Below are 24,791 nucleotides of genomic sequence, written 5' to 3'. Positions count from 1 at the left end.
TGTTTTAGAAATGGTCTTTGTTTCCCTGTAGTGAGACCACCGAGAGAGGATAGCCTCGTCGTCTTTAGCTACAGTTGTCGCGATCTGGTCATCATTTAACCTCAGAGTCGGCAGTGGGTCGACAGTTAGACGTCCTGCTGATCATATCAAAGAGCTCCGCACGACCGAATGGCTTGCTCAGGAAATAATCCATGCCAGCCTCAAGACAGCGTTCGCGCTCTCCCGCAGTTGCGCCTGCGGTCAGTGCGACAACAGGCGTGTGTGCTGCGCCGGTCGCTCGCTCGTGCTCCCGCAAAAAACGCGTCACTTCATAGCCATCCATGAGCGGCATCATGCAATCCATTAGCACGAGGTCGTAGTGCTCCCGTTGCAGCGCTTCCCACGCTTGAGCGCCATCCTCAGCTTCATCTACTTGATACATATTGTTGCTCAACATGATCTTGACAAGCTGTCGATTCAACTCACTGTCATCAGCAAGCAGGACACGTTGTGTACCTCCCCGTATATCGGAGCGGGTTGGAGGTGAGATTTGACGAACGGAGCTGTTTTGTAGCGAAGCCGGATCTTCTTGAGCAGCGGGTGCCGCGATACACGGCACATGAAAAGTGAATCGGGTCTCCTTATCTTGCACGCTTTGGCAGCCAATTTCGCCGCCCATCAACTTGACCAGCTGTTGCGATATAGCCAATCCCAAGCCAGTGCCTCCGTACTGTCGGCTGATTTTGTTGTCGGCCTGCGTGAATGGTTCAAAGATGATTGCTTGAGCCTCCTTACTAATTCCCAAGCCATGATCGATGACGGAGAATTCAAGCAGTAGCTTGTCAGTCTCCGCATTTTCCCTGCTTGCGAGCTGCAATATGATCTTCTCTCCGGCAGCGGAAAACTTGATTGCATTGTTCAAGAGATTGCCGAGTACCTGACCAATACGAATCGGATCTCCGGTAACCAAAGCTGACGACGGCATAGCAGTTTCCACCTCGATAACCAATTGCTTTTTCTGAGCGCTGGCTGAGTACAGGGCAACGGTTGTCTCTAGCAGGCGACAAGGGTTGAAATGAGTGTTGACGATATCAATGCGGCCTGCCTCAATCTTGGAGAAATCCAGAATGTCATCAAGAAGGCGCATCAATGCAACAGCGCTGTTGTGCACATTGCCGGCGTAGTTACGCTGCACACCATCGAGATTTGTCTCGAGCAGGCATTCGGACATGCCAATGAGCCCATGCATCGGAGTGCGAATTTCATGGCTCATCATAGCCAAAAATCGTGACTTTGATTCATTTGCAGCTTCTGCATTGGATTTGAGTGTCAGCGCTAGCTGCGTGTCCATTTCACGCTGACGCAACATCCTTGCTAACAGCATAAATACAATCAAAATTGCTGTTGTGCTTCCCATGGCGACCGCAACAATCCAAGGCTGTGTCTGGCGCCAGCCTGAAAGATACACATCTTCGGTCACCGTCACATTTATGATTAGCGGATACTTCGCAACCACACGTGCTGCTCCCATCCGGGTGATATTGGCGTCGTTTTCGACCATGCGGGGTCCAGAGGTAATCATCACGCCATGACTTCTACCATCTGACAGCATGTTGAAGGTATTGCTCGATAAATTTTGCTTGCCGATGAAGTCATCTTTCACCGGCCAGCGCACCATTAGCGTGTGATCTTGTCGGTAGAGGCTGACTGAAGCGCGGCCGTTCGGAAAAATGGAACGAAAATAATCTACAAAGAAGTCGGTTGAGATGCCGATGACCGCCAGCCCGACGAACTGGCCCTGAGCGCTGTTGATTCGGCGACTGATGTAAAAGGTCCACTTGCCATTGACAAGGTTACGAACCGGTTTACTGATATAGGGGCCGGCACTAGGATTGTCACGGTGCAACTGAAAATAATCCCGCTGTGCTAGGTTCAGAGGTGGAGCAGGGTAGGCACGCGAGAAATTGACTAGATCGCCATTTGCATCAAGAATTGTGGCCACCTCGATCTGGGGCACGCCAGCAACTTTGTCACGCAACATCATATGAGTTGCTTGGTTGCTGTAACGGTTGCGCAGCATTTCGACGTCAGATACGTTTTTTTCTTTTATTTCCTCAGCAATGCTGTCGAGTACTAAGTACGCGGAAGTCATGGCCTGAGAAGTACTTTCAGCCAAAATCAGCGATAGTGCGCTCATTTGGCGCTGCCATTCCTCGACGGAACGTTCTCTTTGAATCCAACTTGCTAGCCCCGCAGTCATACCGATAATTACAACCAGCGTACATGCAATGGCAACCAACAGACGACGCGACTTGATATATGAGACTGGTCTGCTTGGCAACGCACTGCCGGACGCTCTGTTCCGGGTAAAAATATCAGTAGAGTTCATCATGGATTGGGAGCCTGTAAGAAGAATTGTTGGCGATTTGCTGTGCTGCCAGGGAGAAAAAGCCAGGCACCTCAAGGACCATCGATTGCCTACAGTGTTGTCTGCGGCTGATGGCTATTTTACTTCGTGAAGATGAAGGCACCTCATTGTTATCAGATTGCAAATACGTACTACCACTTTAGTTCACGGACATATGGCAGCTATGCGCCAGTCCAATGGTTGCAACAAGCGGACTTGTTAGCATAGTTGATTGCCGCGCCAAGCCACCGCCGTTGAAGGCATAGATTTTTGACCTAGGTTATGGATTGCAAACATTCGAAAGCCGCACAATCTCTCGTCCTCATGATTGGAGTCAGCCATGGATGCCGCTTACGACTGTGCCGTCGATGATCATAATTACTTCTACACGTTGCTCGCCAATCTGGAAAGCGATGTGAGCCAGGCTAAATGGGATGAGGCCCAATTCTCATTGCTGGCATTCAGTACCGCATTCAGGCATCACATTGCACTCGAAGAATCTATCTACTTTCCTATGATCAAGAAGGTGGCTGGAAACGAGACGTGGCCTGTAGAAGTGCTTAGCGCAGAGCATTCTCGGCTAAAGTTGATTTTACTTCGCATGGAAAGCGCCGTATCCCTTCACCGAAAGAATGACTTCATCTTGCATGTTGAGTCGTTTCTGATTCTGATGCATACGCATAGCGTCAAGGAAGAACAGATTCTGTACAAAAATATCAAACATGTAGCGTTGTTAGCGAACGATCGACCAGAATCCTTGCTTAGTGCACATGAGGCGACCGTACAGTCTTCATCAAATATGCCGCCGAGTTTTTAAGATGTGCGCCAATTGCCAAAATTGCCATATGAATGATATATGCAGTGTTTCAGATTTTTATTTTCTACTTCCTACAGCGATCGCAAACCCTGCGAGCACATGTCGACTTGAACTATAGTCAATCGCTGAGTTTATAGCGGTAGTGTCATTCGAAACGCAATGCCAAGCACATCCGGTTCAATACTAGGAGCAAGCTTAGACAATCTGCAATCAGTCTCGCTTCCATATTGCCGTACCGTCCGCATTGTTTAGCAACGGGCCTGCGTCTTATTTATGTACCAATATGTTTTAGCCAGCATTATTTCTTCCAGGAAATCTTTTAGCATTATGCGACGTCTCTCATTAGTAGCACTAGCCTAATCGAATGCGCATGTCGGAAGGGGGCGCAGAAGCAGTCATGCATCGAAATCGCACTACAAGCAAGGACCTCCTACAAGGAGCTGCTCGTACATTAGTTTCCATACAAAAAGTGGACACGTACTGAGGCTGGCGCGAACCCGCCATGGCAAGCCAGTGTGCCTTATTGCCGTTTGCCGGACATATCCGGATTACGTGCAAAGGATGACGGTCGTATCGCAGACAAAACATTGGCGCCACCCCACGACGTCGACGGTCCCCGTATCAAGACAAGAAATAGCTCAAATGCCGAAAGCTGCAACCTGACAACGAGTCACCTGAAGCCGTTTTCACGGCTTGGCTTGCGAAATGATATTGTGACGTACTTTCAAATTCCGTAGCGGTTATCTTCCTCGGCGATGCAAAATTTGACCCGTGCTGGCAGCCCATCCCCTAGCCTTGGCTTCCTGAGTGGCGGCGGCGACATGGGGGCGATATTCCGGGGCTTCGATTGGGATTCCTCTCCTTTGGGTGCTATAGACGCATGGCCGCAATCGCTGCGGACCGCCGTGGGTATGTTGCTCAATGCACGTCATCCCATGTATATCGCGTGGGGACCCAAACTGCTACTGCTCTACAACGACGGATATCGTGGGATTCTCGGAGCCAAGGCTGCGGACCCGAGGCAGGTGTTGGGCATACCTTTCCGCGAAGTCTGGGCTGAAGTATGGGAGGTGGTTGGCCCCATGCTCGCGGCAGCGATGGACGGCCAAACGCTTTGGTTCGAAGATCAGGAGTTTACGTTGACCCGAAACGGCTATGCGGAGCAGGTATTCGCCAGCTTTTCGACCAGCCCTATTCGCGCGGAAACTGGTGAGATAGCTGGGGTACTTTGCATCTGTAGTGAAACCACTGGAAAAATCCGGTCGCAGCAGGAGCGTCTGCGTCTACTTGACGCGATTGGCGAAGCAACCCGTCTCGCTGATGATCCCGAGACCATCATGGACTACAGTACGAGGCTGCTCGGCGAGTATCTGAACGTAACCCGCGTTGCCTACGCTGACCTGGAGCCTGACAACGATCGCTTCACCATCCGCCATGACTGGCGAGTTCCAGGAGCGATTAGCACCGTTGGCGTGTACTCGCTCAACCTGTTCGGTTCGCGCGCGACGTCCAACCTGCGAGTCGGCCGCACACTGCTGATCAACGACGTCGATCATGAATTGTCAGCCGAAGACGGCGCCGACATGTTCAACCAGATCGGCATCAAGGCGATCATCTGCTGCCCTCTGGTCAAACAAAACCGGCTTGTGGCGATGATGGCAGTGCACCAGCAGCACCCGCGGAATTGGGCACCGGACGAGGTAGCGCTCGTCGAGGCCGTCGTTGATCGTTGCTGGGCTCACATTGAGCGTGTGCGCTCGATGGAAGCGCTGCGCGAAGTCGACCGGCGCCGGTCCGAGTTCCTGGCCACCCTTGCGCATGAGCTGCGTAATCCGCTGGCGCCGATTCGCAATGCGCTCCAGCTTCTGCGCCTGAGTAGCGACAAGCCGGAGATGCTCGAAAGACTGCGCGGAACGATGGAGCGCCAAGTCGACCAGATGGTCCACTTGATCAACGATCTACTCGATATTGCTCGGATTTCGAGCGGCAAAATGGATTTGCAGATCAGGCGTATCGACTTGCAAACGGTCGTTGCCAACGCAGTCGAAACCAGTCTCCCTCTGATCGAGGCAGGAGGGCATCAACTCGACCTTGACCTGCCAGCTGACCCCATCTGGGGAAACGGCGACGCCGTGCGCCTGAGCCAGGTGCTCACCAATCTCTTGTCGAATGCAAGCAAATATACGCCGGAGAGTGGTCGAATTTCTGTATCTGCCCGCACAAGCGGCGACATGGCGGTCATCGAAGTCAGCGATACGGGAATTGGAATTGCGGAACAAGACCTCGGCAGGGTATTCGACATGTTTTCCCAGACTTCTCACAGCATTGCCATATCGAAGGGCGGCCTCGGGATTGGCCTTTCGCTAGTTCGTCACCTGGTCTCGTTGCACGGAGGGACCGTGAACGCATCCAGTGCTGGGCGCGGTCACGGCAGCACTTTTACCATCCGCTTGCCTCTTGCGCCGGATGCCGCGGAGGAGCCTTCGAGGCTGAGTGCCGGAGCACCAGTGGTCTATCCATCAGGCCATCCCAGGTTGAAAATCCTCGTGGCTGACGACAACGTCGACGCGGCCGAAACGCTGTCGTTTCTTCTGCGTGAAGAAGGACATGAAGTATGCGTAGCTTATGACGGTGAAGAGGCCGTGCGTATTGGCAAGTCCTTTGTTCCAGACGTGGCGATTCTCGACCTTGGCATGCCTCGCATGGATGGCTACCAAGTTGCACGCGTCCTGTGTGCGTTACCCGAACTCGAGCATGTCAGCTTGGTGGCTCTGTCTGGTTGGGGGGCTCCAGAGGATCAAGCGCGAACAAAAGCCGCTGGCTTCGATTACCACCTGCTCAAACCGGCTTCACTGGAGAGGCTCAATGCCGTTTTGGCAACGTTGCTTCGGGTCCAAGACGAGAAACGTTAGCACTCAAATAGGCTAAGAAGCCAACAGGCATCTGGAGAGGCGTCACAGTTCCACTCCTGCTTTCTCGACAGCTCAAACGGACTTTGACTGTCCGCTCCTGGGAAATTGCAAAGACAGTTGCGGGTCGCGTCCGCGACTTAGTCAACCAGAGGCCAACAGCTGGGATTGAACAAGCAGCAGCCGCATTTAGATTTCTGTGCTGGGCACAAAGCCCGAGAAACTAATAGTCCAGACTGTTGTGATAAAGGAATTCATTAGACCTTTCGGGAAAGGTAGATTGCACAAGGGTAAGGCGTTTCACCGAAGAACGATGGGTCTTTCTTTCATCGGAACAAAATTCCCAGATGCCAATCTAATGTTGCATATATGCCAAGCCCCGGATTCGCAATCGCATGGTCGAGACCCCCGTCGCAGAGAAGGCCATTGCCGACCATCGAGAGGATACCGGATGGCTCAAGAAGCTTGGGCCTGGCCTCATCACCGGTGCTGCCGATGATGACCCGAGCGGCATCGCGACATACTCGCAGGCTGGCGCACAGTTTGGATTCGGGCTTTTGTGGACACTGCTTCTCACGTATCCGCTGATGGTCGGTATTCAGGTCGTTAGCGCCCGCATCGGCCGAGTCACCGGCCATGGCCTGGCTACTAATATTCGAAAGCATTACCCTCCATGGCTCCTGTATGTCATGGTCAGTCTCCTGCTGATTGCCAATACCATTAATATTGCAGCCGACATTGCGGCGATGGGCGATGCCGCACGGCTTGCTTTGGGAGGCCATGCACACCTGTATGCCGTCGCTTTCGGCCTACTTTCTGTCTTGCTGCAGGTGTTCGTTCCCTATAGCCGGTATGTCAGCGTCCTGAAATGGCTGACGCTGGCCTTGCTTGCCTATGTCGCCACGGTATTTATCGTGCATGTGCCATGGAGTGAACTGTTCACGAAGATCGTCTTTCCGCAAGTGTCGTGGCAGCCGTCGTATGTCACGACCATCGTGGCCGTTTTCGGCACGACCATCAGTCCCTATCTCTTTTTTTGGCAGGCGTCTCAGGAAGTGGAAGAACTGCGGGCGGATCCACATGCGCAAGCGCTGAAGGTTGATCCACGGCGGGCACGTACTGACTTCACGCGTATCAAGCTCGATACCTATATCGGCATGGGCTTCTCGAACCTGGTCGCCTTCTTCATCATGGTCACTACCGCCGTGACACTGAACGGCCAGGGGGTGACTGAAATCGGGACTTCTGCTCAGGCAGCCGAGGCGCTGCGCCCGATTGCGGGAAATTTTGCGTTCATGCTGTTTAGTTTAGGTATTATCGGCACCGGGCTGCTCGCGATTCCGGTATTGGCAGGTTCTGCCGCCTACGCCATGGCAGGTACATTTCATTGGAGGAGCAGCCTCGAGCATGACCTGTCCATGGCACCGCGCTTTTATGCCATCATCATTTTCTCGACCTTGGCCGGCGTTGTTCTTTGCTTCACCCCCATTGAACCTATCAAGGCGCTGTACTGGAGCGCCGTCGTCAATGGTGTCATTTCAGTGCCCATCATGGCGTTGATGATGGTGATGGGTGCACGTGCGGACATCATGGGGCCCCTGGTAGTGACGCGGCGTCTAAAGATCCTTGGGTGGCTGGCGACAGGCGTGATGGCACTAGCCGTCGCCGCCATGGTCGTCACGCTCGGACAATAGCGCGGATTATCGCCTTTGATGCATCACGCTTTAGATACGTAATGGGTCGCAGGTCTCCCTAGCGCAACATAGATGGACTCTCCCCAAGTACAAAGGACTGGATAGACAGGAATGGCATAAAGAGGAGCCTGCGGTCGTATAGTCGAAAGGGTAGGTCTTGCGACGAATACGACCCGCTCAGTAAAAGGCAAATCACACTAGAATGCGTCGAGAGCATGCGTACCCCAAGTAGTGCAAACATCCGCCCTTATTATTGACTATTTATTAATTTTATCTTTATTTCGTTATTCCGAAATTTATGGAAGCCTTGCCGTGAAACTGGGTATATTTCGCCAAGACGAAATAAGACGTAGTGCAGGAAAAAAAGATGTAAAATTTCGCTATTCCGAAATAAAATAGACCTGGTCATTTTTCTTGTCCCCGCTTTCGATATGTCGAAACTATGAGTACCAGAGTCTTTCTTTCCTACAACTCCAGCGGTTCCCCTAGCGATCCCCTTAAGGAAATCGGCGAAGTTGTACGGGCACAGAGAAATGCCGAACAGCTAAGAATCGACGATGCTGCCGCTTTGTGTGGAGTTTCCGTTGATTTGTTTTCGCGACTTGAGAATGGTGGACGAGTCACCAGTGATCGACTGTTGAAAGTACTAGACGGGTTGGGTCTCAGTGTCCTTATTGTCTCCAAGGATCAGACTCCGCTTCTTCAGGCGGCCTTAGAGGGATTTGACAAGGATGGAACTTCTCTCAGCCATACCCAATGAGCGAACATCGACTTAATATTTTCGACGGATCTCATCGCCTTGGTCAGATCATCTATAACGCGAAGGATGAACACTTTTCCTTCACTTACGAAGATCAGTGGATAACTTCACCGACGGCCTATCCGCTCTCTCCGCATTTTCCACTTAACGAGAAACAGGCAAGTTCCAGCACCATACGTCGTTTTGTAGAAAATCTGCTTCCGGAAGGGCGTGCACTGGATATTGCATCGGCCCACTACAACGTAACGAAGAACAATGTTTTCGCCCTTATACGTCAACTTGGACAGGAAACCGCTGGAGCCCTAAGCTTTGTCGCCGATGGTCAGGAACGCCTTGCCGATACCACGAGCCGGCGCGAGGTCTCGTCCGAGGAAATGGCTGCGCGAATCGCACGGCGGGATGAGCTTCCATTTGCACTCTGGGATGGGAAAGTTCGGATGTCGGTCGCTGGTTTCCAAGACAAGCTTGCTCTTTACTTCGAAGGCAGCCGAATGTTCCTGGTCGAGGGTGAATTTTCTTCGACCCATATTCTGAAGCCAGAGCCAACAGACAAACGAATGTCATTCCTTGTGGCGAATGAGCATTTCTGTATGACGCTTGCACGAAGAATCGGCCTTAATGTGGCACCAGTGGATCTTTTGAGGTTACCAACTCCCGTGTTGGTAGTGGAAAGATTTGACCGTGTTCGTCGTGCTCAATCCGTGACACGTTTGCATATCATTGATGCTTGCCAGGCTCTTGATTTCCCTGTCTCCTACAAGTACGAACGAAACTTGGGAAGCGGAGTCGATGTACGCAACATACGCGATGGAGTCAGTTTTCAACAGCTCTTCACGTTACAAGAAAAGTGCTCCAGTAAAGCGAGAGCGGTCAAGGTCATGACCGATTGGGCATTGATGCAGTTTTTATTGGGGAATAGTGACGCGCATGGGAAAAACTTCTCGTTCTTTTGTCGAAGGGAAGGTCTAGAACCCACGCCGTTTTATGACCTGGTATCGGTTGTGCAGTACGATTCGATTATGCACGAGATGGCCATGGCCTATGGCGATGAATTCGAACTCGAAAAAATCAGCCCGTTCGCATTAGCCGACTTTGCTCATAGGTGCGGATTGGACCGTAAGTTCCTGAGTCGTGAAATGAAGAGGCTTGCCAAACTGGCGATGGAGCAGGCGCCAGTACTGGCCGAAAGCCCGGTCTATCAAGGCGGCGAGAAACAGTTAGTTGGAAGTATTGCGGAGCTCGTTGAAAAACAAGCCAGACGGCTAATAGAACTTGCACCTCAACTTCTTGATGTGGATCCTGACCTTCTTTGACAGAGGTGATCCGTCGGCACGCCCGACCTGTTGACTGTTCCGTCACTTGACGACTGTTCATCTGTAAGGACAGCTTCCGTTCCAAGCGTTTAACTCCAAATTATCTCCTCAAATTCTAGTTTCTAGTTGTATGCGTATCAGTTGGAATGCGAATGATCCAGCGCCCATGCTGGTCGGTCAATATAAAGAGCTTCAGATTTTCCTGGAAGGGCGCCGCCTCTTTCCCCGGCGTACACAAGAACTTGTATGGGCAGACACCAAACGCTTTGCCGATGTCATTGGCCCGGGCCATGACGCCGTGAACAAGGCAGGCTGGCATTGCGCGGCGAGTGCTCCATTTTGCTTCACTGCCGCCTCGCGTGATCAGGTCGTTGCCGCAGCCTGGGCCAGACACATCCTTGCAGGCGAGGGCGGGCAGGGTTGCAATCTCGCCTATGCGCTACTCGATCACGTCGAGGGCAGGGGAGTCGCCAAGCTTCTTTCGGCGCTAGCCGTTCAAGCGCTGTTCAATGAGGTTCCCGGCCTCGATTTCGTCAATGTCCAGACACGTGTGCTCAATGCAAGATCGTCGGCCCTTGCGCAGTCATTTGGCATGCAACTCGTGCGAGAGCAGGAATTCGCGGTCCTTCGGCCGGGTAGCGACGCAATGACCCCATTTTGCACTTACCGTCTTGGGATGGCAGCCTTTATTTCCAGCGCCAGGCAGGTGATCGCAGAGCGCCTTCTCCATGTTGATAGTAACCTTGCTGCCATGGAGCCAGATGAGAATCAGGCCGCAATCGACTGGAACTGAAATGGCTTTGGGAAAACTATGTCGGCATGCAAATGCGAATAGCGAATCGACCTGCCGCTGCGCGGTATGAACGACTTCATCGAAGCGAAGGCCGGCGACTGTAATTGCACAAAGCGACTTTCACCTTCAGACCGCGATAATTTGACGCCGATTGACGTTAGGTTTTACGGGTAAAGAGGTAAGAGGGCAGATAAGCCTTATCGGCTCATCCTCACCAGCATACGGATGAAGTCTCGTGCTATCGCCTGATCGTGTTCATTTAGGCGGCGCAAGTCATTGATGAACCCTGCAGGTAGCGGGCCGCTATCATGTGAAGTGCTGACAGATGAATCATGCGGATGTGTGGTGTCCCCAAAGCGCAACCATTGCGTAGTGACACCTAACCATTGGGCGAGGGCGCGCAGTTTTTCCTGAGTCGGAATTGCTTCGCCTACCAACCATTTTCGGGCAGCGTGAACAGTGATGGACCGGCCTTCAAATCGAATGTTGAATTCTCGTGCCAGTTGCGTCGGGCCAACCTCTAGATACTGAGCTTGGCGCAAAGCTTGCTGAAGACGATCCCGGAAGCCTTCGCGTTCATCTGTTGAGTTCATGAGCGAGCCCTGTTAGCTGCCTGCTTTCAGCATATGCCATATCTATCCCTTATACCAAGTTGGTTACATTCCTACCAACCATCGCGTTTCTGGTGTTGCAATGTTGTTATGTTATAAGGAACGGCCATTCTCTTTACTATCGATAACATTTGCTTACAGGTAATACCAGCCTAGGACGTCGCGTCGCAGTAGCGGCTCTCAATGATGCTTCGTGCAATGACGATCCAATACTTAACACCCATTAGCCGGCTAAAATCAAGAGGGAATGGGATGCCCTGGCAACTGAGACGATGCCATTCCTCCATTTTCTTATTCCCTCTCGCCCTGCATATCGCGCCCGTTTCTTCCCATTCTGGCTGCAAACGAATCGCGCCAAACACCCATATGGTTCAAGCAGTCGATAGGCCGCCACCTATCTTTGCCCTGGCAGAGCTTCTGCCCCAGAAGAACGTTGGTGCCGCTTCATGTCCAATGTGTCGTCACATTACCTATGGTTGCCAATCTTCCGGCGCCAATCCTAAGATGGCTCATGTCGCAGGCGATTCGCAATGCGATTGGGTGGCAGCATGAGATGTCCATTCATTATTGATGGTTTTACCAGTTAAGTTTCCTGGCTCATCCCGGGTGCGGCCTGAACAAAATGTCATAGCCGAGATCGAAGTTCTATGATGGCGATGCGAGGTGGCGATCATGGTGGCGCGAGTGACGAAGAGCAATGGCACGGTGGTGACGATCGAGTTGACAGTCGACATCGGCGGCACGATGCTGCAGGCCGAAGAGGCGATCTGCGCCGCCCTCAATGAAGCAGGCGTGGCCGCGACTGCGGCGGCGCTGACCCGCTTCGATGCCGATGGCGAACCGATCGACATCGGCGGCGAGAAGTGGACGGCCAAGACACCCGAGGCAAAGTACTATCAGACGCCCTATGGTGAAGCTCATGTGAGCCGCTACGTGTACCAGCGCAGCATTGGCGGCAAGACATTCTGTCCGCTCGAGCAAGGGGCGCGCATCCTGCGCAACGCCACACCGCGCTTTGCCAGGATGATGGCGCATAAGCTGTCGCTGGGCTCGGCGGCCGACGTGCAGCGCGATCTGCAGGAGAACCACGGGCGGCCGATCTCGAAACTGCTGGCGCAAGAGTTGAGCGCGTTCGTCAGCGCCGTGGTGCAGGCCAAGGAAGAGACCTGGCACTATGCCACGCCGGGTCTGGACGAGGACATCACGACGGTCGGCGTGGGCATCGACGGCAGCTGCTTGCTGATGTGCGAAGGGCAATGGCGGGAAGCGATGACGGGCACGATCTCGCTGTACGACCGCGCCGGCGATAGGCATCACACGATCTACCTGGGCGCGGCGCCCGAACACGGGAAGCACCGCTTTTACGAGCGCATGGAACGCGAGATGGCGCATGTGAAACAGCTGTATCCGCAGGCGCGTTGGATCGGCATAGCGGATGGGGCGCTGGGGAACTGGGAATTCCTTGGGCCGCACGTGGATGAGCAAGTGCTTGATTTTTACCATGCGAGCGAGTATGTCACGCAGGCGGCCGATGCGATGTTCGAGGGTCGTGCGGCGGCCGAACGCAAGGCGTGGCTCGAACAGAGCTGTTCGAGCCTCAAGCACGACTGGGACGGCGCGGCCAGGCTGCTGGCGCAATGGAAGCAGACTGGCACGCGCGGCTGGAAGAAGGAGCGGAGCAAGTTGCTGGCCGAGAGCATGCGCTACTTCGAGAATCATCTGCATCAGATGCAATACAAGCGCTATGCGGACATGGGATGGCCGATCGGGTCGGGGGTGACGGAGGCGGCTTGCAAGACGCTGGTCAAGCAGCGACTGTGCCGCGCCGGGATGCGCTGGACGGAACAGGGAGCGCAAATGATCCTGAGTTTGCGCGCGCTGCTGCTGAGCGAAACGCGGTGGGAGCAGTTCTGGCACAAGATCGAGCAATACGGTGTGCCGAAAATCGTCAACTACTAGACATCAGATGGAAGTCGCACCCCTCATCCCTGCCGCCATAACCTATGCAAAGCAGCGTGCTCCGTCGAACGGCTTGCCTTCCTTAAGGATGTGGTAGCACGCCCTGGCAAGCTTGTGTGCCAACGCCTTTGTCGCCACTACCCCGTTGGTTTTTGCCTTCTTGCGCTCATAAAAGCGTCTGGCCTGGTCGTCATAACGCCGCGCGATATTGGCAGCTTCCACGAACGCCCAAGCAAGATACTTGTTCCCGTTTTTCATGTTGCCTTTCCCTTTCTTCTTGCCGTTGCTGGTGTATTCACTGTTCACACAGCGAGCATAGGAAGCGAAGTTGCCAACTTCCTTGAAGCGCTCGATAGGACCGGTTTCAAGCAAGATGACTGGCGCAAGCGTCCTGCCAATGCCGGGCACACTATTGAGCAAGCGATATTCTGATCTTGATGCAACCTGCTCATGAATGCGCTTTTCGACCACTTCAATTTGTTCACTGAGGGCTTTAACAATAGCCACATTGGCTTTCAACGCGTACTTCACATCGTCATAAAGCGCCATGGCATCGATCTGTTCGACGCCGAGTTGTTTAACCTGGTTACTGCTGATGCGACTGCCGTATTCACGTGCAGTGATGTTCTCTACCGCTAGGATATGAAGCGTGCGGTTCCTCACCAACTGCATACGCTTTCTTGCCAAATCTCGTATGGCACGCAGTTCCTTGGGCAGCACAGCTCCGGTAGGAAGAATACCCAGGCGTAGCAGGTGAGCCAGGTACCGGGCATCGGCTTGGTCACCCCTATGCTTGAGCCCGTCATATTTCTTGATGGCGGAGGGGTTGGCCAGCTTCACCTCATAACCAGCGTCTATCAACCCATCGACCAGCCAATACCAGTTGTAGGTTGCTTCCACGACTACCCAACCCAGCTCGCATCTGTAGGGACAAAGCAGCTTTAGAATGCCGGCCAAGTCATTTTGAACGCGCTGTTCCAGCAAGACCTTATCGTGGTCATCAATGACCACGATAAGGCAGTTGTTCGAATGCAAGTCGATGCCACAGTACTTCATCGTTAGCCTCCGTCCATAGGTAAAGCAAGTCGGACACTTACTTTACGCCAATGCCGTCTTGGCATTTGGTCAGCCGGCTAGATGATTTTCATTGGAAAAACATCATGTAACCTATGACGATCGCAAGTTCCGCTGTGAAGTTGTCCATCTAGGCTTTCGGAAAGTGTTAGGGCCGTGTCACAGGATGTAGTGGCGCTTCTCGGCACCTTTTCTGTTAGCAACTTAGCGTTCCCGGGAACTTCGTCAGAATGGCAACTTCTTTCCTAAAGCGGGAAGGATTAGAGTGTAAAACGTAACTCTGGAGGCGAAAATGTCAGTATCGCTAAAGGGGGAGATGAGAAACGTACAAAATGGGCTGAAAGTGAGCTTGCCTCATTCTACTTTGCCGGAATCTCCTGACTTCATGTGCACGGAGCCGGACGCACCGATGTGACAGCTACGATCTCCCGTCCAAATGGGTCAAGTTCAATATCGACAAAATTTGCCGTCGATTCTTCGACGAGTACCGTGATACAGCTTCTGGCCGTGGAGAGGGCATTCACTACACGCATTCCGAGACCGCCGTACCGAACAGTCCCTTGAGGCGAACTCAGGCAGAATTCCCTGTTTTCACGGCCGGTACGGAAGTTGTAGAGGCACCCAGTATCACTGTAGAACGCAAAGACATCGTTGTTTGCATCCACGACCTGGTTTCCGTTGCTATTTCCGGTCCACGAAATGAAGGTCGGCGCGGCAAAGTCATCGCCACCGCCTACGCCAACGAAAACGTCTCCGCCTCCACATCCGGTAAGTGTCGCCAAAATTAATGATTGAACCTTCAGCCTGGTTTTCATACCGCCCTCGATTTGAATGATGCAGTCTTGATAAGACCGCTAGCAAAGTGTTCTAGTTCGTCGGCACAAATTCATTTCGCTTAATGTCGAATAAATATAAAAGCCACCGTATAGAACGGTGGCTTCAAGGATATTGCTATGCTCCGGCTGCCTACTTCAACATAGGCCTATCGCCGATTTGGATTACTTGGATGACTGTCTGCCCGGTTCGGTACACCGTCTTTATCCCGGTCTGGGCCTACACGTGCGGTACTTGGGATATTTGGATGCTTGTCGACAATATTTGGAATACCATCTTTGTCGCGGTCGGCTCGCGGCTTTTTAGAGCTCGGGATGTTCGGATGCTTGTCTACGCGATTCGGGATACCGTCCTTATCGCGATCACCACGGGCCTTCGCTGTACTGGGAATGTTCGGGTGCTTATCGACCCGATTGGGTATTCCATCTTTATCATTGTCCACACGAGCTCGTGTGCTACTCGGAATGTTCGGATGTTTGTCTAGCTGGTTGGGAATACCGTCCTTATCGCGATCAGCAACGGTTATGAAGCTACCTCTGTCTATTAAGTTAGAGCCGTCGAGGTTGCCCTCAGCAAGAGCGTGGAGCGGAAGCAGTGCGGTACTGCTGAACACTACCGCCATAGCTGTACCTAGAATTGTTTTCATATCAATCTCCTTCAATACTATACTTTCAATATAGGAGACCAAGTTATAAAAACTATGTTTGAAGTAGATGATTACAAAAGACACAAAAATGAGATTGTTCTTGAAATGCAATAAAGCCCCAAGCCTGCATTTTCGGTTAGATAATTGGGACCGTCCAGTCGGCGCTTTGTAAGCACGATCACGACAATTTCCTACGGAGGAATACAAGCCTTGTTGTGGGGAAACGAGGACAAGTTGACACGATAAGGCTTTCCTGAAGGTGGCCACCGCCGCACAACGATGGTCTTGCAAACAACTAGCAATGCGTATCTTAGCCAAACGGTCTTGAACGTCAATGCCGTTTGTCTAGGCCATGATAAGGGATGCGTTTTCAGCTCTTTTTATTTCCTTCAATGCCGCAGTGCCGAGTTTGACGAAATGCAAGCCCCATCATGTTTCGTCGGATGGCTCGGAAGGCGAATAGCGGACAGAGATATAATAGGCAGATGGCATCGCAACTATTACTCATCGAAGACGACGAAGTCGCCACGTACCTCACGCTCAAGCTTTTGAAAAGCTGCGGCTTTGGTGCAGAAGTGGATGTCGTACGAGATGGTATCGAGGCAATGCAGTACCTGACCTGTCAGGGGCCATATGTCGCACGCACAACGGGGAATCCATCACTCATCTTGCTTGACTTGAAATTGCCGCATTTGGATGGCTTCGAAGTGCTGAAACAGGTGCGTAGTCAACCAGCATTGTCTTGTATACCGATTTTCATCCTCAGTGCGTCTGCGAGCGATGTGGACATCTATCGCAGTAATTTGTTGGGGATATCAAAATACATTGTCAAGCCGCTGGCCACTGAAGACATTGCCCCAGAAATCAGCCAACTCCTTTCATCCCGAACTGAAGGCTGATTGCAAGCTCCTATGGTATGGATCTCGCTGAGAGACATATGCTAGGTCTCTTGATTACATAAAAGGACCGCGGCCTAATGTTGATAGGCCACGGAAAAACCGGCACCGGCTGATACATCGGTGCCGGCTACAGGTAAGTGAGCATTGCTTGCGAGTGCCTGGAAGGCAGGCTACATCAACAATAGAATGACGGCACCAATGACTAGGGCGCCGGTGCTGACGGCCAGCGCAACCAGACGGACTGTATGCAGTTGCGTCCATAATAGCAATCCGGTCAACGACAACAGGATAAGGCTGCCTGCTATCGTGTCAGCCAGTATCACCCAGAAGGCATTGACTCCGACCGACATGTGAAGTCGTGTCAGGCTTCCCAGCAGCGTGGCATCAACATTTTCTATTTTGATGGATTGATTGCCTACGAAGTATTCTGCATTGATAGCGTTGGCCGGCCGCGTCAAACTGACATTCCAACGTTCAGGCTGGACCAATTCCCGGTCAGACAACACCAGTGTCTGCGATGGTTGCGTTCGCACGATCGGAGGCGATACGGGCGTAAAGCGCAGTTCCTGCTGCAACCATTGCGCCATATGTTGCGGCGACTCGAAACCTTCTTGCGGCACCTGCATCTGCATTGCCCGGACCACAGTCTTCTCAACAGGAATCTTGAGTATCGCCCGATGATTGAGCAGTACCCCCGTCACGCCAAAGAGCATGCCGAGTACTGCACCCCATAAACCGACATAGAGATGAATCTGCCTGAGCCATCTGAGCACACGTGCCCGTCTGCTGGGCGCGCGTACGCGCTCAGCAGGCTTGGCTGCACGTGCGGCTGCTCCTACTAGGGTATCGTCGGCAAAGTCGGTATCTGTTTGCATTATTGATTATCAGTCAGGCCTGGATTGAGGCGGGAGCGCTGGTCCAGCCGGGTTTCCCTTGCTCTCTACAAACGAGTAGGTGAAATGGTTGCGTAGGAATTGGTACGGCTTGCCTTCAAACTCTCCCGGCGCCGGATCGACATGGAGCACGTGCAATACATAACGCCCCCGCCAAGGCGTGTTGATAGCTACCTTGCCCTCACGGTCGGTCGTATGTTCCTGCACCCAGGTATTGGGTGCAATCACCTGCAACTTCGCCTTGCTCAACGGCTTGCCGTTGTACAGCACGATAAACTGGTTCTTGCCCTGCGGTGCAATATCGAGCGGCAGAGAAGGACCTTCGCTGCGGGAAGCAAGCGAAGCTTGCTGCAAGCGGGCGTAATAGTTTGTTTTTGCTACGCCGAGATTATAGGCGCTCAAGTCTCTCACTTCAGCAGCCTCATCCCTGACAACGACGGCAGACGCAGATCGAGGCAATGAAATGGCGAAGTGGTCCGCCATGCGAACGACCGACGGCGTCAAGGCAGCGGCGTCGCCTGTCACAATACTCGCTTGGGGCGATCGTATGGCATCGAGCTTGCCGGGCGATTTTTCCCGAACGCCTTCTTCAACTTCGCCGTAGAAGAGCTTGACAGTCTCCTTACCTGATTCAAGCCAAAGATAATGAGCCTGTGCCAGGCTGGAGACAAACAGCACTGCACTTCCTAACAGGCGAACGACTGCGACATTCATTGCCATGGCCGGTCCTTTAGAAGTTATAACGTGCAGTCACCTGGACACTGCGCGGTGCACCCGGCAGGTTCAGCAAGGGCGAGCTTCCATGTCCAGACACGATGTACTTGCGATCGAACAGGTTGTTGACGTTCAACTGGAGGTCCAGTTTTGCAAGTCGATAACCAACCATTGCATCCACCGTGGTATAGCCGGGCAGCGTCACGGTGTTGCCCGGATTGGCGAAGCGATCGGCCACATAGTTGACACCGGCACCGGCGCGATATCCGCCCTCGAACGCCTTGGTCACCCACAGGTTGGCGCTATGGCGAGGCGTCAGTGTGGGGCGCTTTCCTTGTACTGGCTGTCCGGCATCACGGGCAATCGACGAAGTCACTTTCGAATCCAGATAGGCATAGCCTGAATAGACCTGCCACCCTTGCGAAAGGTCGCCGGTAAAGGTCAACTCCAGACCATCGGTACGCTGAACGCCGATCGGAATGAGCCGGTTCGTCGTAGGGTCGGTTGCCTTGATATTGGTCCGCTCCAGACGGAATACCGAAGCGGTCGCCGAAGCAAGACCTCCTAGGAAATCAAACTTGGCGCCGACTTCCTTGTTAGTCGTTTCCTCCGGCTCGATCTGCGCATTATTGGCGGCCAGCGGGAACGATTCGCCGGAAGGCTGGAACGACTTGCTGAACGATGCATAGTAAGACTGATCAGTTCCGGGTTGATAGACGAGTCCTACGCGTGGGCTCCAGGCGGTATCGGTACGGGCCAGATTTGACTGGCCGGCACGTCGTTCCCGGGTTTCCTGCTCGAAACGGTCGTAGCGGATGCCTGCTAACGCTTTCCATTCCTTGGACAAGGTCACCAGATCCTGTACATAAGCGCTAGAGGTGGTCAGAATGCCGAGGTTGTCGGTGGCGGGCGCGGCGGTGACGGTCAACGGCAGGACTGGAAGAACCGGATTGAACAGAGCAACCGTTGCGATGTTGTTTTGCGTACGGAACAGCTGGTCCTTGTCCTGCTTGCCGAACTCAACGCCGTACAGAATCTGGTGAGTCATGCCACCCAACGTGGCTTTTTGGGTCAGTTCCGTTTGATTGAAATAGCCGTCTTCTTCACGGCGGACATTACTCCGGTTTAGTGAAGCCGTCAGTGCGGCCTCATTCACGGAGCCGACGAGGGTATTGTTGCGGTTGAGCTTGTAGTCGTAATGGCGGAATGCATTGCGAACCGACAGGCTATCGCTGAAGCGGTGCGACAGTGTAAATCCCAGTGCCGTCACGTCCGATTGCGAGGTGTCGACGTCGCGTGCGTTTGCGGCGCCGTAGTAGGTGCTGGCAGGAACATCGACCGGGCGGCCACGATAGGCGGGAATGCCGAAGTCAGTGATACGGCGATCGGACAGATATTCCGCTTGCAACAGCAAGTCGGTATTGGCACCGAGCTTGAACGCCAGAGAGGGCGCCAAGGCTTCGCGGTTCAAGAACTGCTTGTCGCGGTAGCTGTCGGCGCGTTCGACTGCACCGGTAATGCGGAATGCAATACCGCTGTCCTTGAAGTTGCGAGCCAGATCGAACTCACCACGCCGCTGGCTGCCGCTGCCAACTTGGGCGGTCACTTCGCTCTTATCAATACCGGGCTTTTTGGTGATGCGGTTGATCAGGCCGCCGGACGACCCCCGGCCGTACAACACGGATGCCGGTCCTTTGAGCACTTCGACTTGTTCGATATTGGACAAGTCACGGAAATACAGGGCGTCGTCGCGCAAGCCGTCGATGAACTGGTCAGCAATGGCGGTGAAGCCGCGGATTGTCACCTGGTCGCGTTGCCCGTCACCATGTGACAGCCCTATGCCCGGTACGTATTTCAGTGCCCGCTCCATGGAAGTGACGTTCTGATCGCGCAGCAGCTGGTTGGGCACCACGTTGACCGTCTGCGGAATGTCGCGCAGAGGCGCTTCGATTTTCGTGGCGCTGGTGGCGGTGGGCGCATTGTAAGTGGGCGGCAGTTCCCTGGAGCCTTGGACCTGCACTGTTGGCAGAGTCGCTTCAGCTTGCCCTGCCGCTGCCTGAGCAAAGGCAATTGTCGAAATATGCTGTACAGCCAGCGCCACCAGTAACGCCAGCTTCTTTTTCTTAAAAACCACGAGACACTCCGTAATAGCTGAAATAAATCAAGGCTGGCTGGAGGAGGTGCCCCTGGCTGGCGAAATGGAAAAATGTTGCAAACTTCTCTGAAATGCGACGCTGGCGCCGCAAAAGGCTTACTGAACAGTGCTACCAGCACATTTCCAGATAAGTGAATGAGAAGTGTTCTTATTCGCATTATGCGATATTTATCGCTCTTTATCAAATTGTATCGGCATGTATCTATTGGGAAGCGAATTCGGTATTGTTTGCAAGAAAATGTCTTTTATGCAACTTAACACGGTTTTGATTACAGACATTGGTAGGTCACTGCGCGTTTCTAGTCACGATGCGCCTTGGAGCCTCACGAAAAACTATGAGCACCGCGATTGCCCCGCTTGCAGCAGAAAATAGGCAGAGAGGCGTTAAACTGTCTTAACTTGGAAAGACCGGTGTACCCATGCATGGGAAAGCTGAGTCGAAGCATCGCGTAAACTGGCTCTCCATCGACCCCGGACAGCTTCCGCCGCATCGACTAAAGAATATGTCGCTTCGACGTGCTGTGAAGCGGCAAAGACATTCAAACGCGTAACGATGTTCACAGTCCGCGGTAGTCGCCAATCTAGTGCTGACGTTGCCGAGCAAGTCCAACACGGCAAATGTATCTGATGCCACCATCGACAGGGACAAGATCGCCCCCATGGCTGGACCGGATCGGATACAAAACAATAGCAATTCATCCTCCCCCATTTGTTGTACGTCAACCGAATCTGGTTGTACTGAGTTACGCTGGACCTGCTCCCAAGGGCGCAAGACGAGTTTGCCCGCAGTGCGCAAGTGCTGCAGGTTTTCTTTTTTGGTCATAGTCTGAAGCACCATATCAGGTAGGCATCGCATCCTTGCGCATAGGTATGTAGACGACAGCTACACTTGCTAAAAACTGCGCCGGTCAGCACCAGCCACCTAAGCTTGACGTTCCTTTGATACCACGATAGATGCACGTTATGGACAGAATCTCTGTCCGCGAATGATGATAGGTTCCAATGACGAGCCGTCATTCAAAGGCACATTTGGCACGCCTGTGAATTCACCGACGGCGTAGTGCGTCAAGCCGAGATTGACCGCACTGGCTACAGGCTCCATAGAGTGACATGGAGTGTTCCTGAAGGACGAACCCCATATCCTTTGCAATCTGTTTCTGCCGGTGTTCAATTTCGTCGTCAACGAATTCTTCCACCTTGCCACAAATCGTGCAGACCAAGTGGTCGTGATGACGGCCGCTGTTGAGTTCGAAGAGGGCGGCACCTGACTCAAAATGGTGCCGTACCAACAGGCCCGCTTGGGCGAACTGCATCAAAACGCGATAGACAGTGGCTAACCCGACGTCTATCTTTTCATTGAGAAGGATGCGGTAGATAGCTTCAGCAGAGAGATGTTTGATTTCAACGTCATGAAAGATCTGAAGAATTCGAAGCCGAGGAAGCGTTGCCTTTAACCCGGAGTTATGCAATTCACTGGGGATGTCCATTTACGTATGAGAGTGTCTGGTAAATTGGCAATTTGCAAAAAGCAAGGAATGAGATGAGTTTGTATAGAGGTCATTCATTCTCGCCTGCAAAAACAGGCTGATTTACAGTCCAACCGCCACAATACGCTGGTTCTTCCCAGGCTTTCATGAGAAATGAGAAGGTCATATCGTTTTCTGTACCCTCTCTTGTCAATCACCAAAAGGCGTAACGCGATGCGACGCCTATGATTCGCGGCGCTCCGTCATCAGGAAAGTCGCCGGATTGGTTATTGGTAGGCGACCTGATGGCCAACAGGTTTCAGACGTACGTGCACAAATTGACGAGCGCCCGATCTTTCATTCGCCCCACATCCGCAACAGGTTGGATATCGATTTGCTGAGTAGGTCGAAGTCGACAGATTTTCCTTCGCGATTGAACAGCGACAGGCGCGCCCGTTCCAGGTCAAACAGTATTTCACGTTGCTCGGCGCTACGGACGCGACTCTGGACCCAACCCACCGCCGCCAGCCGCTCGCCTTGCTGGACGGGATCCACCCGATGGAGGGTGGTCGAGGGATAGAGGATCAGATCGCCAGCATTGAGCTTGAACGCTTGTTCTCCTTGGGGCATGTCCATCACCAGTTCGCCGCCTTCGTATTCGGCGGGATCGGTCAGGAAGAGGGTGAACGACAAATCTGAACGCAAATTCCCCATGAATGCATCATCTACATGAGCGCCATAATGCATTCCCTCATTATATTTGCTGAAGAGAATCGGTGAGATATGTCGGGGTTTAGCTGCCATGGAAAATAACTCGTGCCTTCTTAGCGCTTGCTCCACCAGTGTTCGGGCTGTCTCGATAGCCTCATTTTCGGCTTGCAGGTTGTGCTTGACTAGGCGGGCATGCCACCCTGCCGTAGTCTTGCCATCAACAAATGTTGAACGGGCCATGAATGGCTTGATTTGATTGATCTCTTGTGCAGTGAGAACACCTTGGATGCAAAGAATCATGATTATGGCGTTGCCTCGATAATAATTCTCATTTAGATTATAGGTGAAATCGCTGTTGATTCTCGTTTTACTCAACTTGTGAGGAAAGCATGGCACAAATTAGAACAAAGCTTTGGGTCGGCGTGGGTGCTTTTATTCTGGCTGGTAGTCAGATAGATGTTGCAAAGGAGCATGACGACGTTGTGAGTGTATCGCTGTCCAAAGTTTGGGCGGCAGATGCAAAAGGGCACGCCACGCACAAGAGCGAGGGCGGCGAGGGAGGGGAAGGTGGAGAAGGCGGCGAGGGTGGTGAAAGCGGCAAAAAGAGGATGAGCGCCACGGAACGCAAGATTGATTTTCTGAAGAATCTTACGTTGGTCGAAGGGCATCTGACCGCAGGAAAAGAGTTGTACCAAGGTGGTGACAAGGAGGCTGCCAAGACTCATATGAAGCATCCAGGAGACGAGCTGTATGCGAAGCTGGCTTCCGGATTCAAGGAGTTCAACGCGCCCCGCTTTGATGCCTCGCTAAAACGTATGGCGCTCGCTGTAGAGCAGGACAAGTCGACTGAAGAGGTCAACAAAGCGTACGAAGCGGTTGTGGCCGATATTGAGCGTGCTCGAGGAAAGGCACGCCCGACATTCAAGGAGCGATTGTTAGTAGTTTCTAAGGTGACGCGTGATGCCGGCAACGAATTTGCCGAAGGCGTCAAAGACGTCAAAATCATTAACGCGCATGAGTATCAGGACGCCTATGGTTATCTGAAGGCTGCGGCGCGACTGGCCGATACTGCAAAGCCGGCTAATGCTGCACAAAAAGATGCGGTGGCTAATGTGAATCAATCGTTGAAGAAGATCACTAACACCTGGTCGGATTTGAGCGGGAAGGAAGTGGCGAAGACAAATGCGTCAGAAATCTATAGCACCGCGTCACAAGTCGAACTGGCTGCATCTTCATTGAAACCGTAGCTACCCACTATGGCAGTTGATGTGGTCAACACGTAGGGAAAGGACGACGGGACGCTGAAGGCGGCCCTTTCCCGAAACGTTAATTCCATTTTCCTGTTACGCCGCCGATACTGTAACGACCTGCACCAAGTAGTGCGATCGCAATTGCTCCAGCGAAGTAGAGCCCTTGCAGTTCAAGGGCCCAACCCCCTGTCTGTGACGTCGTGAAGAATTGCGCGGTATGCACAAGCAGAACTGCTACAACCATGTTAATGGCCACCACCAGAGCTGCCGCGCGTGCCCAGATTCCGAAAAGGATTAGTAGCGGCGCGACTACTTCACCAATGTAGACAAGGTAGCCAATGGCTGGTGGCAGGCCAAACTTGGCAAGCATGCCGGTAATAAAGCCGACGCCGCCAATCAACTTTGAGATGCCATGAAAAAGGAGAAGGATCGCTATTGCTGCACGGAGTACGAGCTTACCCGCATCATCGGTAGAAGTGGCTACTGCTGAAGTAGAGACACGGTTATTCGTGGAAGAGTAAGCGGTTTGCATGGGGGTCTTCTCCTTTGTTAGCGTAGACGTGGGCAAGATTGCTAAGTTCGGTCAATCGTGGCTCGCGGTTGTTTTATTTAAGCTGTTCGGACAGCCATGCCTGAAAGTCTTCACGCATCAACTGATTCAATTCATGGCTGGCGTCATATTCGTGGTACTGAAGCGAAGAACCCAGGGTTTCAACATAGGTACGCGCTTCACGTGCAAAGTGGATACCGAGCTTCTCGTCTGCCTTGCCGTGAGAGATGAGAGGTGGCCCCGGAAATCTGGACAGCTAGATAAGTGGAGCTTTGCTTGATGAAACCGGTCGAAAGACCGTACCAAGGAGCAAAGCATGAGCAAGAGAACAAGGCGCAACCACGCAAGCGGATTCAA

The 24,791-nt window shown here is 52.9% G+C and carries 20 protein-coding genes; 9 read left to right on the top strand and 11 right to left on the bottom strand.

The genetic code is table 11. The annotated features are described in order from the left end of the window. Positions 1 to 91 precede the first annotated feature (91 nt). A complete protein-coding gene (locus IGW03_RS30260) occupies positions 92 to 2,371 on the bottom strand; it encodes a hybrid sensor histidine kinase/response regulator (RefSeq protein ID WP_194726189.1) in 2,280 nt (759 codons plus the stop codon). A gap of 355 nt (positions 2,372 to 2,726) precedes the next feature. Between IGW03_RS30260 and IGW03_RS30255 the strand changes: the two genes are divergently transcribed. The 6 genes from IGW03_RS30255 (at position 2,727) to IGW03_RS30230 (ending at position 10,672) form a co-directional block, all read left to right on the top strand. Beyond that, positions 2,727 to 3,203, top strand: coding sequence for a hemerythrin domain-containing protein (locus IGW03_RS30255; RefSeq protein ID WP_194726188.1), 477 nt, complete (start codon positions 2,727 to 2,729; stop codon positions 3,201 to 3,203). 821 nt (positions 3,204 to 4,024) lie between these two features. Then, positions 4,025 to 6,115, top strand: coding sequence for a hybrid sensor histidine kinase/response regulator (locus tag IGW03_RS30250; protein WP_228536190.1), 2,091 nt, complete (start codon positions 4,025 to 4,027; stop codon positions 6,113 to 6,115). A gap of 392 nt (positions 6,116 to 6,507) precedes the next feature. Further along, positions 6,508 to 7,806, top strand: coding sequence for an Nramp family divalent metal transporter (locus tag IGW03_RS30245; protein ID WP_194726187.1), 1,299 nt, complete (start codon positions 6,508 to 6,510; stop codon positions 7,804 to 7,806). A gap of 442 nt (positions 7,807 to 8,248) precedes the next feature. Next, positions 8,249 to 8,566 carry a helix-turn-helix domain-containing protein gene (locus IGW03_RS30240; RefSeq protein ID WP_194726186.1) on the top strand — a complete coding sequence of 106 codons (318 nt, stop codon included), beginning with the start codon at positions 8,249 to 8,251 and terminating at the stop codon, positions 8,564 to 8,566. Beyond that, entirely contained in the window at positions 8,563 to 9,879 is a 1,317-nt protein-coding gene (locus tag IGW03_RS30235) for a HipA domain-containing protein (protein ID WP_194726185.1), read from the top strand. The genes IGW03_RS30240 and IGW03_RS30235 overlap by 4 nt, the downstream gene beginning before the upstream one ends. A 166-nt stretch (positions 9,880 to 10,045) precedes the next feature. Then, entirely contained in the window at positions 10,046 to 10,672 is a 627-nt protein-coding gene (locus tag IGW03_RS30230) for a GNAT family N-acetyltransferase (protein ID WP_194726184.1), read from the top strand. 197 nt (positions 10,673 to 10,869) lie between these two features. On the opposite strand, the gene IGW03_RS30225 is transcribed toward IGW03_RS30230, so the two are convergent. After that, positions 10,870 to 11,265 (bottom strand): hypothetical protein, encoded by a 396-nt coding sequence (locus tag IGW03_RS30225; protein WP_194726183.1) that lies wholly within the window; start codon positions 11,263 to 11,265, stop codon positions 10,870 to 10,872. Positions 11,266 to 11,967: 702 nt separating this feature from the next. Here IGW03_RS30225 and IGW03_RS30220 point away from each other — a divergent pair. Continuing rightward, entirely contained in the window at positions 11,968 to 13,242 is a 1,275-nt protein-coding gene (locus IGW03_RS30220) for an ISKra4 family transposase (protein WP_194726182.1), read from the top strand. A gap of 42 nt (positions 13,243 to 13,284) precedes the next feature. Here IGW03_RS30220 and IGW03_RS30215 read toward each other — a convergent pair whose 3' ends face one another. The 3 genes from IGW03_RS30215 to IGW03_RS30205 all read right to left on the bottom strand — a co-directional run bounded on the left by IGW03_RS30215 (position 13,285) and on the right by IGW03_RS30205 (position 15,907). Continuing rightward, positions 13,285 to 14,298, bottom strand: coding sequence for an IS110 family RNA-guided transposase (locus tag IGW03_RS30215; RefSeq protein WP_194726181.1), 1,014 nt, complete (start codon positions 14,296 to 14,298; stop codon positions 13,285 to 13,287). Between the two features lie 401 nt (positions 14,299 to 14,699). Further along, positions 14,700 to 15,131: a hypothetical protein gene (locus IGW03_RS30210; protein WP_194726180.1), complete on the bottom strand. Its 432-nt coding sequence runs from the start codon at positions 15,129 to 15,131 to the stop codon at positions 14,700 to 14,702. 167 nt (positions 15,132 to 15,298) lie between these two features. Then, positions 15,299 to 15,907 carry a hypothetical protein gene (locus IGW03_RS30205; protein ID WP_194726179.1) on the bottom strand — a complete coding sequence of 203 codons (609 nt, stop codon included), beginning with the start codon at positions 15,905 to 15,907 and terminating at the stop codon, positions 15,299 to 15,301. A gap of 374 nt (positions 15,908 to 16,281) precedes the next feature. Here IGW03_RS30205 and IGW03_RS30200 point away from each other — a divergent pair, with 374 nt between their 5' ends. Then, complete coding sequence (locus tag IGW03_RS30200; RefSeq protein WP_194726178.1) at positions 16,282 to 16,695, top strand: response regulator; 414 nt, start codon at positions 16,282 to 16,284, stop codon at positions 16,693 to 16,695. A gap of 170 nt (positions 16,696 to 16,865) precedes the next feature. On the opposite strand, the gene IGW03_RS30195 is transcribed toward IGW03_RS30200, so the two are convergent. The 5 genes from IGW03_RS30195 to IGW03_RS30175 all read right to left on the bottom strand — a co-directional run bounded on the left by IGW03_RS30195 (position 16,866) and on the right by IGW03_RS30175 (position 22,934). Beyond that, entirely contained in the window at positions 16,866 to 17,570 is a 705-nt protein-coding gene (locus tag IGW03_RS30195; RefSeq protein ID WP_194726177.1) for a PepSY-associated TM helix domain-containing protein, read from the bottom strand. A gap of 9 nt (positions 17,571 to 17,579) precedes the next feature. Beyond that, entirely contained in the window at positions 17,580 to 18,308 is a 729-nt protein-coding gene (locus tag IGW03_RS30190; protein ID WP_194726176.1) for a DUF4198 domain-containing protein, read from the bottom strand. A 10-nt stretch (positions 18,309 to 18,318) separates the two neighbouring features. Continuing rightward, the gene (locus IGW03_RS30185) at positions 18,319 to 20,403 is read right to left on the bottom strand and encodes a TonB-dependent receptor (RefSeq protein WP_438943687.1); all 2,085 of its coding nucleotides are present in this window, start codon (positions 20,401 to 20,403) and stop codon (positions 18,319 to 18,321) included. 1,100 nt (positions 20,404 to 21,503) lie between these two features. Then, a complete protein-coding gene (gene fur / locus IGW03_RS30180; RefSeq protein ID WP_194726174.1) occupies positions 21,504 to 21,944 on the bottom strand; it encodes a ferric iron uptake transcriptional regulator in 441 nt (146 codons plus the stop codon). 336 nt (positions 21,945 to 22,280) lie between these two features. Continuing rightward, a complete protein-coding gene (locus IGW03_RS30175; RefSeq protein ID WP_194726173.1) occupies positions 22,281 to 22,934 on the bottom strand; it encodes a Fe2+-dependent dioxygenase in 654 nt (217 codons plus the stop codon). Between the two features lie 89 nt (positions 22,935 to 23,023). Between IGW03_RS30175 and IGW03_RS30170 the strand changes: the two genes are divergently transcribed. Continuing rightward, positions 23,024 to 23,881, top strand: coding sequence for a 4-helix bundle domain-containing protein (locus tag IGW03_RS30170; protein ID WP_194726172.1), 858 nt, complete (start codon positions 23,024 to 23,026; stop codon positions 23,879 to 23,881). Between the two features lie 79 nt (positions 23,882 to 23,960). On the opposite strand, the gene IGW03_RS30165 is transcribed toward IGW03_RS30170, so the two are convergent. Continuing rightward, the gene (locus IGW03_RS30165) at positions 23,961 to 24,416 is read right to left on the bottom strand and encodes a DoxX family protein (RefSeq protein WP_194726171.1); all 456 of its coding nucleotides are present in this window, start codon (positions 24,414 to 24,416) and stop codon (positions 23,961 to 23,963) included. Between the last annotated feature and the right edge of the window lie 375 nt (positions 24,417 to 24,791).

This window comes from Noviherbaspirillum malthae (genome assembly GCF_015352985.1).
Lineage (GTDB): Bacteria > Pseudomonadota > Gammaproteobacteria > Burkholderiales > Burkholderiaceae_D > Noviherbaspirillum > Noviherbaspirillum malthae.
The sequence above is the reverse complement of the archived record's forward strand: the minus strand, read 5'-3'. Positions and strand labels throughout refer to the sequence as shown.